Origin of the sequence: Mesorhizobium sp. ORS 3428 (genome assembly GCF_001854785.1) — a bacterium.
In the GTDB taxonomy this organism is placed as follows: Bacteria; Pseudomonadota; Alphaproteobacteria; order Rhizobiales; family Rhizobiaceae; genus Mesorhizobium.
Genome location: NZ_MDFL01000129.1, coordinates 51,396 through 67,925 on the forward strand (window position 1 = coordinate 51,396; position 16,530 = coordinate 67,925).

Genomic DNA, 16,530 nt, shown 5'->3' on the forward strand with positions numbered 1-16,530 from the left:
CAGGGCTGCGCAACGGCAGTCCTGTTTGGCAGTGGGCGTTTGCCTGTCACGGCTCCCCCGGCCAGCGTCGGCTTGAGATCAAATAATCTGGCTTAATCCTCAACAAATTTCGTCGGACGCCACAGGTGCGGACCGCGACGATATCGATCGGGGATCGCAGTGACTGAGGTTAGATTTCAAAAATCTTGCGAGGCGCTTTCGTGAGCACCTCAACACCTGAGTCGGTCACCCGAAAAGTCTCACTCAGCACGTAACCGAAATCCTCGTCGATCCAGTTTCCCAACATCAGATGGAAAGTCATGTTGGGCTTTAGCACCGTCATGTCTCCTTCCTTGAGGCTAGTGACGGCTTCGTTCCAGTCGATGCCGATGCCGTAGCCACAGCGAGAGTCCTTCTGGAAGCCATGCCGCGCAATGGTGCGATTAAACGCCTCAGCAACGTCGCTACAAGTTGCTCCGGGTCGAACCTTTTCCAATGCGGACTCAAGACCGGCCACTTCGGCTTCGTGTAGTCGAGTCAGCCGGTCAGAGGACTTCCCTATTGTGAAGGTGCGCATGAGTCCCGCGGTGTAGGTATGACGCACCCCGCCAAGCTCCAAGTTGACCTGAGAACCTTGCCTGAAGGTGTYATCGCTCCAATTGATGTGGCATGTCCCCGTGCGCGGTGACGAGCACATGTATATGTTCGCGATCCCGGTTCCGTRCTTGCCATTCGCCCCATGCGCAAGGGTCGCTATGATTTCAGCGATCGCGTCGGATTCGTGAACTCCCGGACGTATMACTTCCGAGGCACGCATGATCCCCGCGTCGGCAATAGCGGCCGCCTCCCGCATCAGTGCGATCTCATAATCGGACTTAACGGTGCGAATCCAGGTCACAACATGGGTGCAATCAACGATTCTTGCCTTGGGTATCCGTGCTCGGAACTTCTCGGCCGATCGAGCTGGCAATTGACCCAGCTCCAGTCCTATACCGTCATTGACTAGGTCAGCTTCAAGCAGATAGTCGATGATCGCGTCGTATCCATCCTTCTCTGCGCTGCCGATCAGCGCTTCTGGATATCCGATGATGCTACTCCGATTCAGAAAGGTCAGGTGAATACCTGCCGGCTCATCCTGGCGACGCAGAATAAGTGTCGGTTCCTCTTTCGTTGTCGTAACCACCATCCCCTGCGGGACATAAGCCGAGCGAGCTGTATACCCGGCAAGGTAATTGATGTTGCGATCGAACGTGACTACGAGTGATTGCACGTTTCGTTGCAGCATTTCGGATTTTACAGCGTCAAGTCTGCGCAAATATTCGGCTCTAGGAAATACTTGAGGTCCCTTCGGGATCGTCATATTCTCCACTCCATAGCTATGTTACTGTTTGACCGTACAATCCATCTGGGATTACTAGCTGAGCATGCTCCTCCAGCCTGCTGCTTTTAGAGCAACCTGTGCTGCAAGGCCGAACTAGCTGCTAACCTTAAATCCATGCACCGAGGCACATCGGCTAGCTTTCGCCCGGTATAGCGCTGCTGCCCGGGAGTTCGAAATGAGCACCGCAAGCTGTAGGCCGCTCCCCGCCGGTGCCACCGGGCCAGTGACAAGGCTCCACCCTAGACGCCTCTACGGGCCGCACTCCTTGTGACGGTCGCGCAGCAGGCCGAAGCATAACGATCTGTTCAGGGCAGTGTATGTGATTAGCGGGCCCTTTAAGCCGCATTCCTGCGCTAGCTAGGCGTTTTGGGCACATTTCCCGCGCAGCATGCAGCGAGGTCGAGATAGGCGCGGGTAAAGCAACAGAGCCGCCAACAAGAGGACGGTGGAAAGCCCCCACAGGCAATACGAGTAAAGAAAATCATTAGCCTCACCTCGACGGACCCGTCTTGCTTTACAACCACGTGCGAGGCGGCCACAGAGCGATCCTGCATCAGAATCGAGCGACAAATGGCGAAACGTGATCCGCTTTCCGGGGATGACCGGCCGGGCGCTCTATTGAAAGTCTTGTTGTCGGTGGCAGCGTTCCCACATGTAAGCCTCGAAGACGGTCGTCCAGCTCCTTATCCGTAGCCGAAAGCCGATGATTTAATCTAAGGTAATCCGTCCAGGTAGGTGTGCGGAATGTCTCTGTCCATTGACGGGGCTCTTGGAGGTCCCGCTCGATGGTCCAATGCCRTGCCCCAACACTGGTCTGCGCYCGTCGGCGTTTGTGCAGGAGCGAGATGAACATTTCTGTCTTTTCGTCCGGTATATGATACTCGATTTTCACTACGATGGGGCCGCTTCTCGGTTTAAGGTCGAGCGCGACCGAGGGGGCCTCGAATCCTTCCAATGGATCGTCGTCAATTCCTCGATTCTCGATCAGTGGCAAGAATAGGCCAGTCGCGGAAACCAATGCCAGTGCGCCAGCTGATCCCTCGAGAGCCCATGTTAGAGAAGACCTCTCCGCCACGGCACCCCAAAACCAACTCCCAGCAGCCATGCCGCCGTAGGTCAAGGCGTAATAGATCGAGATTGTGCGTCCGACGATCCATCGGGGGCTCGCCATCTGCACGCTCACRCCTAGCCCAGACCAGGCAATGACCCAACCCGCGCCACCCGGAATGAGAGCTGTCGCTGCCACCGGCGTGGATGGAGCAAGCGCGATAGCAAGCGAGCAGCCACCGCAGGCGAGGCATGCAAGCCGAATCTGCCATTCCTGCGACATGAGATGCCTTAGATGACTGGCAGCGGCGCCTCCGATAAGCGCGCCGATACCGAAGCCGGCCATCATGACTCCGTAGACAAGCGCATCACCATGGAGGTGATCACGAACGATGAGTGGCAACAGCGCGAGCGTGGCGATGCCTGCCGCCCCGAGAAGGGTCGCACGCGCTATCGCTGCTTTGATTTCAGATGACATTGCGGTGAAGCGCGCGCCATCATAGATCGCGGTCCTTATCGGTTCGCGCGGGAGGGGTGAGGATCGAACCGACCACTTTGAGCGCAGCACAGCAGTCAAAGGTACCAAATAGCTAATCGTACTTAGGGCCAGAGTTGTCAAAGGTCCGAATGAGGCAATGACGATCCCGCCGAGCGCCGGGCCCACACTTCGGGTCGTATCGAAACCAACATTGACGAGAGTCACAGCGGCAGGAAGATCGCGTTTTTCGACGATATCTCCGACTGCTGCCTGCCATGCAGGTTCGTTGAGAGCGACACCGCATCCGAGCACGAAACTAGCACCCAGGATGACCCATGGATCCACGATTCYGAAAGCGACGAAGCCAGTCAGTATCGCCGATCCTGCCGAAATCAGCAGGCGGCCGGTCAGCATGACTCCACGGCGGCTGAGGTTATCCGCAATAGCTCCCGCGAGAATAGAAAGGATAAAGGCTGGAAGGGTGGTCGCAGTCTGAACCAAGGCCACGATGAGGTCGGAAGAAGAGATCGTTGCCATGATCCAGCCAATAGCGACAGTTTGCATCATCCAACCGATGGACGACACTTGGGAGGCCCACCAAATAGATCTAAATGTCCGGTTGGCTAGGGGAGAAAACATGGAGGGCCGCAATGTGCTGGGAATTGCGAGCGCTATTTTTTCTCTATTGTCGGGCCTGACACGCATTTCAAAGCCGCCTGCTCAGTATTGATCAGCGCGCCGCTAGGATGCACTCACCAAATCGCTCGATATGGTAACTGAGCATGGAAGCCGAAATTCCGCGTTTGCGGGCGGATATCAGTGGTTTGCAGCTTGCCAACGCGAGATGCCCTTTTTGYAGCGGCGCGCATTCCACCAGCGTGACCTTAGGATTTGGACAGCAACAGAAATGGCCTGAACTTCTGTTTGCTGGGAGCCATCCAGTGTTCAGCGCGTGCAACTTTGGCGGCTGTGATTAGCACAGCAATTTCGACGCATCATTAACCTCGTCAATCGCCGAGCGGCCGTACCGAAATGGAAATCGATACTACCTYGCGATTCTACGCAGCATGGCCGCGCAACCATCCTGCTTTTCGCAGACCAGCGGCATCAAAGGGTCAATAACCTACCGCGAGCGTTTTGCAAGGCGCGCCCCTTGGCCATACCGGGCCGTTTGGCGGGTATAAGCAATCGGGAAATGGCCGCAATTGAACGCTTCGGCTTTGAGGAATGTCTAGAAACATCGCCGGCGACCTCGGCTAAACACAAGTGGCCGAGCATGGGTCAGGAAGTCGTTGGGCCCAACGTTCTGTGCGGGGAGAGATCAATGCCCATCGATTATGGTCGGCTGATGGCTTTGAAGAATTTAGGCCAGAGACATAGCTACTGCGATCGGGACGTGATTCTTTACGCTCTTGCCATCGGCATGGGCGCCGATCCAACAAACGAAAACGAACTCGCCTTCGTCAACGAGGAGGCAGCTCGGCCACGGGCTCTAAAGGTTGTGCCGACATTTGCCTCCGTGGCTGCCGGCTTTGCTGAACCCGGAAAGCTGAATCTCGACTCAATTGCCTTTGACGGTGAACGCGATATCACATTTCACAACACGTTCACGGCCACGGCAGATATCACCGCTGACTCTTCCGTAATTGGGGTCCATGACAAAGGCCGAGACAAGGGTGCAGTCAWTTGAGAGCGTGCTGAGAAGCAGTGGCGGCGTGCCGCTGGCGACATTAGTGACCTCGTACTTTGCAGCAGGCGACGGTGGCTTTGGCGGACAAGATGGTCAACCAAAGCCACGTCAGATGCCCACTCGCAGGCCCGATCGGATTGTTGAAATCAGCACGCGCCCCGACCAAGCCCTTATTTATCGTCTCTGCGGTGACCGACATCCGCTGCATTCAGATCCAGAATACGCAAAGCGCCTAGGATTTCCCAAACCAATCCTGCACGGCATGTGCACCTTTGGAATTACCTGTCGTGCGATTTTGCAGACGTATGCCGATTACGATCCGAGCGCTTTCCGGCGGCATGCAGCGCGGTTCTCCTCACCGGTCTATCCTGGTGATACTGTAACTCTGGCGATATGGAAGGACGACAACGTAATCTCCTTCGAAGCCAAGGTAAGGGCGCGCGACGTCACTGTGGTCAAAAACGGCATGACCGTGCTCGGCTAATTATTCGCGGCACCAGCTGCCAAAACCATCAATGGGCGAATCGTTACATGCCGATCCGACAATGCCGCGCGCATTCCATCGCGGTAGCGGAGAAGTTGGCATGCAAGTGTTATCCCGCGTCGCTAAAAAACACGCCGAACCCCACCATTTCCTCATGGCAGACTGCGGTCGCAAAGTGCAATGTCGGCACAGACAAAAAACAGATCCATTGCCCTCGATAGCTTCATCGAACCGCAGCGCCGCGCCAAACTCTGATCCAGAGCCGGGTCTGCTGGCCCGGCMATTCGACCGAATTGTCTGCTTGAAGGCCAGGTTCGCAACCCTCAACCGTCAACGCGCGCGAATCCGGATCCACGCCAGAGCTTCCTACTGTCAGACAGCAAGGAAGCCGCCATCCACGGTCAGCGTCGTACCCGTTATATAGCTGGCATCGTCGGAGCATAGAAACGAAACGGCATTCGCTATCTCCTCGGGGCGCCCATGACGCTTCATAGGGCAATGGAATCCGAGCCAGTTTTCAACGTCCACGTTTCCCTTTCCTCCCATTGAAGTATCCACATATCCCGGCGCAACTGCGTTCAYCCGTATGTCGAATGGAGCGAGCTCACGACACATCGCTTGGGTAAGTGATCTGACGCCCCCTTTTGATGCTGTGTAGCCCAAGTGGTCAATACCGCCGACAAAGCTCAGGATAGATGCCATATTGACAATCGTACCTTTAGTTAATTTCAGATCTTCCAAAAAAGATCTAGTAACATTCACGATTCCGGTCAAATTGGTACTAATACATCGGTCCCAATCTCGCTCGAAAGCACCTGAACCGAGATGTGAGTTCCCATTGATACCGGCGTTGTTCACTAGAATAGAAATCGGGCCGTGTTCTTCGCGTACTTTTAGAGCTGCTTGCTGGCATGCACGGCGGTCTGTGACATCTAGAGACAGGGAACAAGCCTGAAGTCCCTGCTGCGTCAATTCGTAGGCCCGCTCTGACGCTCTTTCCGCGTTAATATCGGCAAATATCACTTTGGCACCGCGACGCCCTAGCACAGCACCACTGGCGGCTCCAATCCCCGCCGCCGCCCCTGTTACGAGCGCTAGCTTACCTTTCACTGCATTCTTCCTTATTCATTTGAACGCTCGCGTATGAGACTCAGGCCAAACGCAACGGGTTTGCATTCCCTTCGTCGGCGGCCGCCGGGCCACCGGCGATTTCTGGCGCTGTGCTATTAACGACACCAGGTTTGGCCCCCCGCACAGAATTCGTGACAGTCCTGACGAAACCGCTCTCATGCACACAATTCCTGGCCGTCCCGCGCGAGGCAATTGGCCATACTGCCCCACCGTGCATCAAATCGCGCCAGACCGATCGATCTCGACGACATCGCTCCTCGCGCCGCACAGGGCCGGCGCAGGACGGGCACCGAAAGCGGGCCCTCCCACTCGTCACTCCAGCCTGGATACAATTACAAGATCACTTCCACCAAATATGGCCCCGGCGTARTAAGTCCTCGTGCCACCTCAACATTGAATTGGTCCATAGTAGTCACCCGTGCGCCCGGAACACCCATAGACCTTGCCAATCCAACGAAGTCTAGGTCAGGACGACTGAGGTCGAGCATGTCCAAGGCCTTGCGCCCGACGTTTTGGGCCCCGACGTTGGCCAGTTCGTGTCGAAGGCAAGCGTAAGCTTTGTTGTTGAACAGTACTGTGGTGACGTTGAGTCCTTCGCGCGCCTGTGTCCATAGTGATTGAATTGAATACATCGCGCTGCCATCGGCCTGAAGATTGAGCACAGGWCGGCTGGGGCACGCGACGGCTGCTCCCGTCGCCATTGGCATTCCAAGCCCGATTGACCCRCCCATGTTCTGGAGCCAAGTGTGAGGCTGAGAGTTCCAAGTGGCGGAAAAAAAGCCGCTCCCGGTGGAAAGAGCTTCCTCAACAACGATAGCGTTCTCTGGTATCAAGGCGCCCAGTGACTGAGATAGGGTGGCGTCAGAAATAGCGCCACTAGCCAAGCGGGGCGGCGCTAGTTTCGCGGCCTGGGTCGGTTCAGATTGCGCGCCCAGTTCCTCGGCAAGCCTTTCGAGCGCTTCCAAAATGTCTTCATCCGCGCCCGCAAGAGTCAGCAGTTCGGTGCTTTCTGAAGTGAGTAAGCTGGGCTTCTTTGGGTAGGCGAAGAAGGCCACCGGCGCCCGAGCACCGACTAGGATGATATGCTCAAGCCTCGCTAGCTTCGCTCGGGCTTCGTCGATTGCGTAAGGAAGGCGCTCAATAGGAACCCTGCCGGCGCCGCGATCAACGCGACCAACAAAGGTTTGTGACATGATCTGGGCGCCAGTTTTCGCGCCAATGCGGCCAGCCTGATCGAGACCGCGCTCTCGCAGCGCCAGGCCCCCGAGCAGCAGCATGGTCGGTTTCCCAGACCGGAGTGCCTTTGCGGCTTTGCTGACGCACTCCTGCGAGACCTGGCGCCGTTTTGGAGCCTCTGGAACATCAGCGAACCCTTCAGCTTCGTTCCAGGCGGTGTCAGCAGGAAGGATAAGGGTTGTCACTTGCCCTGGCGGAGTCCGTGCTGCCGCGATTGCCGCTGCACCATCGGCCGCAACGCTTCTAGCGTTCCCCGAAGTGCGGACCCAGGAAGAGAACGGCTTCGCAGCACCCTCAATGTCCGAGGTCAGCGGTGCGTCAAATTTGCGATGGTAGGTTGCGTGGTCCCCGACGATGTTTATCATCGGCGTAGCCGCTTTGCTCGCATTATGCATGTTGGACAAACCGTTGGCCAAGCCCGGCCCAAGATGCAACAGGGTGGCTGCTGGCTTATCCGCCATGCGCGCGTAACCATCGGCGGCGCCAGTAGCTATTCCTTCGAAAAGCACGAGCACGCAGCGCATCCCCTCCGTACGGTCCAGGGCCGCGACGAAGTGCATCTCGGACGTGCCCGGATTCGCGAAGCAGGTGTCAACTCCCCCACCTACTAATGTCCGTACCAGACTTTCAGCGCCGTTCATTTAACGATTCCTTGCTTTGTTCACTCGCGCAACGCCGTCGAAAGCACAGAATGCAAGCCGCCGGACTTAAATGCCAATGTCATGTGCAGTTCGGGTGCTGCTAGCTGGCCCCACCCGGATGCCACGCTAATGCTACCAAGGCACTGAGGCCGTGTTTCCGCAACGTAGCGGGAGCCAGTGCCGCGAGTCTGYGGCCTATTGAGGACATCCGTAGTTTTCCTGCGTCACCAACCACGCGCGTGAAGCGGGTCTGCGCCAGAGCGGCCTGACTTATTAGGCCATTGCTGCGCAGGTGGGCCTGACCCGGACCGGCGTCTTCAATATCTTCCGTCGCTTCGGCGARCAGGGCCTGGCCGGATTGGCCAGTGGGCCTCAGGGCCCGGCAAGACCCGGCACGCGTCGGTTTCTCGATGCCGAGCAGGAAAGCATTTCCATTCGCTACGACAAGACCGATCAGAACTTCTCAGCCGTGATCCATCCCGCCGCCAAGCCGTAGCTTCCAAATGAGTGTTACAAGCCTGAGATTCTGGCACGGTCAGGGCTGGCCGCGAAGAGCGCATCTTTCCTTGTAATTTTGGCCTGATCGCTTTGCGACGGTGTTGGAAAGGGATGCATTTGATGCAAGCCGCTAAGGGCAACTTCCCTTACGCGATATCATATAATTCCGATGAATTCCTTGCGCCCGACACCACCAATAAACAACTCCACTAATGATGTGAAATCGAAGACCGGCAAACCGGTCGCCCTCTGTATTGCGGCCGCATAGGGGGGAAGTTCCGAGCATTCCAAAAGAAACACGCCTATGTCGGGACGATTATCAATCAAAGTAACTCCCAAGTCGACGACTTCCGCCTCAACCGCCGCGACATCGAGATCGCCACCGCCTCGGAGAAATGYGGTGGCGAAAGCCGGGTACGCTTCCAATCCACCAATCACCACCCTTTCAAAAGGCGGCCGAACGCCCGCGACCTCCAATAGATCCTGAGTAAGCAAACCGCCATTTGCAGTGATAATCCCGATCGATCGATCGCGCGACAATGTCTGCAACAAAATGGGTGCCAGTAACACACTTGAGAGTAGGACAGGGACGTTGACGGCAGCCTGGACATCCTCCTGGTGACGGATCATGAAGCCGCAGTTGGATGTAATCAGTCGCGCACCTTCTTCTTCAAGTTGAACCGCGGCGCCAACCACGGCCGACTTTGCTCCTTCATCTGAGCCGTCAATAAGGCCTTCATAGCCATGACCCACAATGGTCTTGTACCGAGGGGGAACGCTCCATGTGCTTGCGTTGCCGACACTTCCCGGAATGTAAGGCCGGTAGCCCTGGGAGGCGCCYCTTTCAAGAGTCAAGATACCCACTGGCGCACCGTAGAAGTCTTGATTGCGCCTTGGACTTGGAATTAGCCGCTTCCCATGGACCCTCGGCACGTAGCCCACCTTAAGTTCATCCATGTTCGCCGATCACCTTTTCACTGATAGAGCCCCGCCACTGTAGCGATCTGGAATGATTGTTTCGAAAACCATATGCGTATGCCACGCATGAATCCTGCAAAGGTGAGCACATAAGCGCAAAAATCCCGCCACTGAGCATGCAGCCGCGTTTCACGGCTTTCTTCGATGGTGATAGATGGCAACGCGGATCAGTATAGCGACGCGGTCGGAACTGGTTGAGGCGATGATCGAGCGATATCGATCGAGCTGCCGGGCCGACAAGCAGCGGGTCCTGGACGAGTTCGTCGCGGTTACCCGGCTATCACCTATCACCCAAAGCCGCCGCCCGATAGGCGACATGCCGTTTGCTGTGGCGCCGAGGTTCGAGAGACGCTGGTGGTGTTACGGGAGGCTTCCGGCCGTCTCTGCTCTAAACAACTGAAGCCACTGATCCTGGTCCTGTTGCCGGTTCTTGAGCGGCATGGCCGACTTGATCTGATTGYGACCTTAGCGACAAACTGGTGATGTCGAGYCAGCGACGATGGATCGGCTCCTGTCCCAGGCGCGTGTTGTGGCTCGCGGCAGGAAGCGCCGTCATGCCGGAATGAGTTCGGCACGGCGGGTCCGCATGTCGCACTTCAGCTTGAACCCGCAATGTCCTTATGATCGACGGTAGCTCTGCCCGGAAGGCGCCACTCTGGCGGAACCCTCAGTTACATTGCGTTAATGTCCAGCGAAGCTTGGCTTTCGCTTCTCGGAGAACGCCCGTACGCCCTCCTGGTGGTCAAGACTCAGTTCCGTTCGCACTAAATTCTCAGCCTCATAGTCCATCGACTCCAGAAAGCCAGAGGTCACAGCGTGGTCGAGATTATCCTTCATGCAGCCAAACGCGAGTGTGGGTCCCGCGGCGAGTGAGGACRCAAGCGCAAAGGCAGTCTCGTGCAAATCGGCGTCCGGCACCACGCGATTGACAAGACCGACCGCCTCCGCACGCGGCGCATCAAGGCGCTCGGACAGGAACATCAACTCCCTGGCGCGCGAAAATCCGACCAATCGCGTCAGCAGCCAAGCTATACCGCAATCCCCCGACAAGGCGACGCGCGCATATGCCGTTGTCAGAATAGCTGATTGCGCCGCAATACGAATGTCGCATGCAAGCGCAAGTGCCAGGCCTGCGCCCGCTGCCGGGCCTGGAATGGCTGCAACAGTTGGCTTTCTTATCCGGACCAGCGCACCCCAGACTGTCCGCTGTTTGACGCGAAGATCTGCCACACGCTGTTCGAATGTTATTTCAGCCGTCGGTTGATCCATGCCCTTTACGTYGCCGCCGGCACAAAAAGCGGTTCCCGCACCGGTGAGCATAATGGACCGTATGTGGGGATCTTCATTCAGGCGGTTGATTAACTCGCCCAATGCCTCGCTCATTGGACTAGAAAGTGCATTCCGAGCCTGGGGACGATTAAGCGTTATCACTGCAACGCCATTGCAGCTTTCGGCCAACAACTCATCTGTACCCGTATCAATCGTCACTTTTTGTCTCATGGTATCGCTTTGCCCTAGTACTTTGTGCCCTGCWCCTCTTGGGAGCGCAATTCAGAACGTCGCAACGTAAATGCATTGTCGAGTCAACGCAGGCGACCCAGCGTGCCTGTTATATGTTGGCAGTCCTGAGCTGACAGTCACATCAGCTATCTGACTGATGCAGGCCATGGCTTCGGGCGTACCGGCTGGCCACGAAGGCGCCAATCGACTGGGTATGGAACAAAGAACATTATTCCGCTGTCGCCCTCATACTTCAGGGGTGTCCCTTTCGGAAGCCAGACCACGTCGCCGAGCTTCGCCTCGATGGCATAGTCATAGGCTTCGCCGGTTCGGATTCGCATGACTCCGCCCAAGGCGACCGATATCTGATCGTATTCAGTCGTCCAATCGACAGAGCTCCCGTTAAATGTCGCGATTGTGGCGCCGAGCGTCTTGCTGATTTCTGGAGTCACCAAACTGCAGGTAGATGCGTAACCTCCTGAATAGATCTGCATCTGCGAATAAATCATGTCCGTGCTTCTAAAATGATACACGTCGTTCATTGGCGTGAAGTCTTCGCTGGACTCAGCGCGCATCTGCCAATCGACAGGATTCCGCGCGTAGAACACCTTGGCTTTCTCCCCTTCGTACTTTAGTCGGGTGCCCTTGGTAAGCCAGATCACATCGCCGAACTTTGCTTCAATCACCCGGCTGTAAGAAGATCCCGTCAGGATGCGCAAAGTTCCATCAAGTACGACTGCGGCCTCGTCATAATTCGTTTTGCGCTCGATGGAACAGCCGTCATATGTCGCCACCCCCGCATTGATGGTCGTGCTGAGCTCTGGGCCCACCACTTGACAGTTTGACGCGTGGCCACCGGCGTCGGAATGCACTTGCCGAAAAACCATGTCCTCAGCTTTGACGAAGAGCGCCTTTGTCACCCGTTTCTCCTATGTTGGTGTAAACGACCGCGGAGGTGATACTCGCCGTCGGCCGAAGTAGTCTTAGGCCAGCTGAACCAGGGCAACCCCTGTCGAGATCAAACTCGTTTGGGAGTGATTTTCCTGATGAGACAATCGACTGCCGTCAGGCCGTTACCGGAAGCGGAGAGAATGACCGGGTTGATGTCAATCTCAGCAATCTCCTCAGCAAGGTCGGAGCATAGCCGGCCAAACTTGACGATACAATCAGCGAGGCTCTCAAGGTCAAGCTTCGGCCCGCCACGCGCCCCGCGCAGAACACTTGCTGCCCGCAACTGCCCAATCTCTTGATGAACATCGGTTGTATCGTAGGGCGGCAGGAGGATGCGTACATCCCTAAGCGCTTCAACCCAGATTCCTCCAAGGCCAAAAGCAATGACTGGGCCGAATTGTGGATCGAAATTGGCGCCGATGATTACTTCGACACCTGGATCGGCCATCTTCTGCACCAGGACCCCGCCAATCTCTGCTTGGGGATGATGCGATCGCACAGACGCTACGATCTGGCCGAATGCCCCCGCTGCGTTGTCGGGCGTGGATATGTTGAGCACGACGCCGCCCACGTCGGACTTATGCACGATCTCGGCGGATTCGATCTTCATCGCCACCGGAAAGGTGAGATCCTGCGCAACCCGTCCCGCCTCATCGGCGCTCGTGGCCAAAGCTTCGCGGGTGACGGGGATATCATAGAGGGCCAGYAGACGCTTGCCCTCGCGCTCAGTCAGGATTTCGCCTTCGGCCGCGTTAATGATGCTCATTGCCTCCGAAAAACGGGCGCTTCGATGAGCGTATTGTTCAGATAACTTATGGTCCGGCTGCCGGCTCCGCAAAAATTCAGAATAGTTGATCAGCGAAGAGAGTGCTTTGAAGCCGGTGTCCATCCCTTGCAAGAACGGCAGACCGTCAATATCGGCCCTCGGCTCGATCATCACGCTCTTTGGATCAATGGCCGTGTGAAAGTGACCGCCGGCAAGACTTAGAACGGCAAAAACAACGTCCGGGGCGGCAGCGGCCGCGCTCGTTAGTGCCTTGCCAACGGCCGACTGCATGTCGAGGCAAGAGGGGAATCCGCGCGCCCACACAACAACATCATAGGCGCCGCRTGTCGCAAGCGTGTTGAGCGACTCATCGATTATACGTGTGTCATAATCGGCTTGAGCCGTCAGATCGAGTGGGTTGCTCAGGCTGCCAAACTCGGGGAAGACTGTTTTCAGCGTTGCCTTCACTTCTACAGGCAATGGTGGGAACTCGATGCCGTTGGAGGCAGCATAGTCGGACAGCAGACTGRCCGCGCTGCCCGAGAAGGATGCGACGGCTATTCGTCGGCCTTTCGGCCGCTTGATGGAGGACAGAGCAGCCGTGGTCTCGATGAGGTCGTCGACCGTATCAACCCGGATAACCCCCAGCTTCTTGAAAACGGCATCGATGGCCACATCGGAGCCCACCATCGCTCCGGTGTGGGCCAGCGCCGCACTGCGCGCGGCCTCCGAGCGACCAACTTTGATCATCACAATGGGCTTGCCTTTGTCGGCCGCTCGCTCRCATGCCCTGACAAAGGCCAGTGGCCGCTTGATCTGCTCGCAGTAGCAAGAGATCACGCGCGTCTCCTCGTCGTCGACGAAGTAGTCGATTAAATCCGCGAGATCGACACAGGCTTCGTTGCCGATCGTTGCCACGCGACCGATACCGATGCCGCGGGATAGCAGGGGCACGATCAAGCTATAGACGAGCGTCCCACTTTGCAGGATCGCGCTGACGCCCCCGGTCTTCATACTGTGAAAGTCCAGGGGTACTGCCATGAGTCGATTGRCAGCGTTCATCAGACCAAAACAGTTCGGGCCAACGACAGGGATACCCGTCCGCTCGGCCCATTCGGCGAGCCAACGCTGCTTCTGTTCGCCTTCGCCCGCCTGCTCTGCGAAACCGCTTGAGATAATCTGGATCGCTCGCACTCCGACCTTTTCGCAATCCTCGAGAACTTGCGGTATAGCCTTGCTAGGAATGGCGATTATTGCCAGGTCGATAGGATGCGGGATGCTCGACAGACTGGGAAAGCATGGCACTCCCACAATCTCTTCGTAACGCGGATTCACCGCGACGACCTTCCCTTTGAAATCCCATTTGACGATATTGGATAGAAGGTCCGTCGCAAAACCGCCTTTTTGGGAGGCTCCCACAATCGCTATCGATTCAGGACGGAATAGCCGGTCCAGCCTTTCAAACCCCTCAGGCGCAACGATCTTTCCGCTGGGGGCATTGTGTGTTCCCCGCAGCAAATCCCCAGATAGCATTCCTGTCGACCTTTCGCTCTGCCCAAACTAGCACGATCTTAGACATCAGCCGCTCGTGGTCGCTCGTCCCACCGGCGGCGCACTCCTAGCTTGATCGTCCGATTGCTTCCTCACCAAACAAACCACCGAGCGCGGCCAGCCGGGAGAGATGGTAATCAACGTCGCCGAACAGCGTTTCGATCATGGTAATGTGCTTGAAATAATGGCCGATGGCATACTCCATCGTCATGCCGATTCCACCATGTAGCTGGATGGCCTGCCGTCCCAGCACCTTAACTGATTGACCGATCTGCGCTTTGGCTGCCGAGACGGCCCGCTCGCGCTTGCTGACGTCGTCGTCGCTAGCCAGCATGGTGGCGTACAAGGTTATAGAACGGGACTGTTCGAGTTCGATGAACATGTCGGCCGCGCGGTGCTGGAGCACTTGAAACGTGCCAATGGTCGTGYCGAACTGCTTCCTCGTCTTCAGATAATCCAAAGTGATAGCTTGCATCTTAGCGAAGCAGCCGACAGCCTCTGCGCACAAGGCTGCGATGGCTTCATCCGCGACGCGCGAGATGATTGGGAAAGCACCTCCTGGATCGCCGATGACGTCGGCTGCGCCGATGCGGACATCCTCCAGAGTCATTTCGGCAGCTCGCAAGCCGTCCTGTGTCGGGTAGCTGCGGCGCTTCAGGCCCGGCGCAGTGCCGTCAACCAAGAAAAGGCCAATCCCATTCTTGTCTCGGTTGTGTCCTGACGTTCGTGCCGAAACTATGATCTTGTCAGCCGCCCCGCCATGCAGGACCAGGCTTTTGGTGCCATTCAGYACCCACCCGTTAGCTTCTCTCTTCGCCCGCGTCTCAACGTCAAAGAGGTCGTAGCGCGACTGCGGCTCGGCATAGGCAAACGCGAGCTTGGYTCGTCCCCSCGTGATGGCCGGAATGAGTTCGCTTTTCTGCGCTTGGCTTGCGCCATGACGCAGTATACCGCCTGCCAACACGACGGTGGTGAAATATGGCTCAAGGATCAGAGCCTTACCGAACGATTCCATGACAATCATTGTCTCGACGGGACCGCCGCCGAAACCACCGCTACCCTCGGAGAACGGTAAACCGAGAATCCCAAACTCGGCATAGCGCGCCCACATCGCTTCGCTAAACCCCCGCTTCTCCCCAAGGTACTTACGACGGTCAGCGAAGCTGTAGTTATCGCCTAGCAGGCGATCAATGCCGTCTTTGAAGAGACGCTGCTCCTCCGAAAGATCAAGATCCATGGTAGAAATCTCCTAAAAAGGCGGCGCCGGTGGCATTCTGACCCATTGCCCCGTAAATCCAGCGAACCTTCGGCATCAAGCGCTCTTGGACGAAAGTCCCAAGACCGCCTTGGCAATGATGTTTTTCTGGATTTCGTCGGAACCGCTATAGATCGGTACCTTACGCCCGTTGAAATAGGCAGGCGCGATGGGGCCGGCCCACTCGGGACCGATCGGAGGCTCTTTTCGGCGGAAATCGTCCTCCGATTGGTAAGGGAGCGCATAGGGACCAATCACGTCCATCAAAAGCTCCGCTGTCGCCTGCTGAATCTCCGAGCCCTTGATCTTAAGGATTGAGCTCGCTGGGTCTTGTGCGCCCTTTTGAAGCTTCGTGGAGTTGGCGACTACGCGAAGCTGCGTCATCTCGAGCGCCTTCAACTGAACCTCGACCGCAGCGACTTTCTTCCGGAAATCTGCGCAGTCGATCAGCCGCTCACCACCTATCCGGGTACGCGCTGCAAGTTCCTTGATCCGCCGGATCCGCTCCTTGGAGAGACCTACGCAGGCAATTGTAACTCGCCCGTTTCCCAAGACGAACTTAGCGTATTCCCAACCGCGGTTCTCCTCGCCTACTCTATTTTCGATAGGAACGCGCACGTTATCGAAGAAAACTTCACAGACCTCGTGATAGCCGTCGAACAACTGGATCGGACGTACCGTCACTCCTGGGGTCTTAAGGTCGATGAGCAGAAAAGATATACCAAGCTGTTTCTTTGCATCTGGGTCGGTCCTGACCAGGCAGAATATCCAATCTGAGTATTGAGCCAATGACGTCCAGATCTTCTGACCATTGACAACATAGTGATCACCGTCCCGCACGGCCCGCGTCTTGAGTGAAGCGAGATCTGAGCCGGCGTCCGGCTCGGAGAAGCCCTCGCACCACCAGTCGTCAACATTAACAATGCGGGGCAGGAAATATTCTTTCTGCTTCTCGGTGCCAAAC

At 56.7% G+C, this 16,530-nt stretch carries 11 protein-coding genes and 1 pseudogene; 2 read left to right on the forward strand and 10 right to left on the reverse strand.

From position 1 onward, the window contains the following. Positions 1 to 169: 169 nt before the first annotated feature. On the reverse strand, positions 170 to 1,339 hold the full coding sequence (locus tag ORS3428_RS22130) for a M24 family metallopeptidase (protein ID WP_071100443.1): 1,170 nt from the start codon (positions 1,337 to 1,339) through the stop codon (positions 170 to 172). A 574-nt stretch (positions 1,340 to 1,913) separates the two neighbouring features. Further along, positions 1,914 to 3,524 carry an MFS transporter gene (locus ORS3428_RS22135; RefSeq protein WP_244508060.1) on the reverse strand — a complete coding sequence of 537 codons (1,611 nt, stop codon included), beginning with the start codon at positions 3,522 to 3,524 and terminating at the stop codon, positions 1,914 to 1,916. A gap of 685 nt (positions 3,525 to 4,209) precedes the next feature. Here ORS3428_RS22135 and ORS3428_RS22140 point away from each other — a divergent pair. Next, positions 4,210 to 5,059: pseudogene (locus ORS3428_RS22140) on the forward strand (MaoC/PaaZ C-terminal domain-containing protein). A gap of 372 nt (positions 5,060 to 5,431) precedes the next feature. Here ORS3428_RS22140 and ORS3428_RS31750 read toward each other — a convergent pair. Both ORS3428_RS31750 and ORS3428_RS22145 read right to left on the reverse strand, forming a co-directional pair. Next, positions 5,432 to 6,169 carry an SDR family NAD(P)-dependent oxidoreductase gene (locus ORS3428_RS31750; RefSeq protein ID WP_244508059.1) on the reverse strand — a complete coding sequence of 246 codons (738 nt, stop codon included), beginning with the start codon at positions 6,167 to 6,169 and terminating at the stop codon, positions 5,432 to 5,434. A gap of 353 nt (positions 6,170 to 6,522) precedes the next feature. Further along, on the reverse strand, positions 6,523 to 8,067 hold the full coding sequence (locus tag ORS3428_RS22145; protein WP_071100430.1) for an acetolactate synthase large subunit: 1,545 nt from the start codon (positions 8,065 to 8,067) through the stop codon (positions 6,523 to 6,525). Between the two features lie 292 nt (positions 8,068 to 8,359). Between ORS3428_RS22145 and ORS3428_RS33685 the strand changes: the two genes are divergently transcribed. After that, positions 8,360 to 8,563 (forward strand): helix-turn-helix domain-containing protein, encoded by a 204-nt coding sequence (locus tag ORS3428_RS33685; RefSeq protein WP_071100431.1) that lies wholly within the window; start codon positions 8,360 to 8,362, stop codon positions 8,561 to 8,563. Positions 8,564 to 8,721: 158 nt separating this feature from the next. On the opposite strand, the gene ORS3428_RS22155 is transcribed toward ORS3428_RS33685, so the two are convergent. From ORS3428_RS22155 to ORS3428_RS22185, 6 genes are all read right to left on the reverse strand, one after another. After that, complete coding sequence (locus tag ORS3428_RS22155; protein ID WP_108723129.1) at positions 8,722 to 9,522, reverse strand: AroM family protein; 801 nt, start codon at positions 9,520 to 9,522, stop codon at positions 8,722 to 8,724. A 702-nt stretch (positions 9,523 to 10,224) separates the two neighbouring features. Further along, positions 10,225 to 11,043, reverse strand: a complete 819-nt coding sequence (locus ORS3428_RS22165; protein ID WP_071100433.1) for an enoyl-CoA hydratase-related protein — start codon at positions 11,041 to 11,043, stop codon at positions 10,225 to 10,227. Positions 11,044 to 11,189: 146 nt separating this feature from the next. Beyond that, positions 11,190 to 11,963, reverse strand: coding sequence for a hypothetical protein (locus tag ORS3428_RS31760; RefSeq protein ID WP_083355252.1), 774 nt, complete (start codon positions 11,961 to 11,963; stop codon positions 11,190 to 11,192). A gap of 98 nt (positions 11,964 to 12,061) precedes the next feature. After that, positions 12,062 to 14,293, reverse strand: coding sequence for an acetate--CoA ligase family protein (locus ORS3428_RS22175; protein ID WP_071100434.1), 2,232 nt, complete (start codon positions 14,291 to 14,293; stop codon positions 12,062 to 12,064). Positions 14,294 to 14,378: 85 nt separating this feature from the next. Next, entirely contained in the window at positions 14,379 to 15,548 is a 1,170-nt protein-coding gene (locus ORS3428_RS22180; protein WP_071100435.1) for an acyl-CoA dehydrogenase family protein, read from the reverse strand. Between the two features lie 75 nt (positions 15,549 to 15,623). Further along, positions 15,624 to 16,530 (reverse strand): acyl-CoA dehydrogenase family protein (locus ORS3428_RS22185; RefSeq protein ID WP_071100436.1); only part of this gene is annotated, 907 nt, incomplete at its 5' end.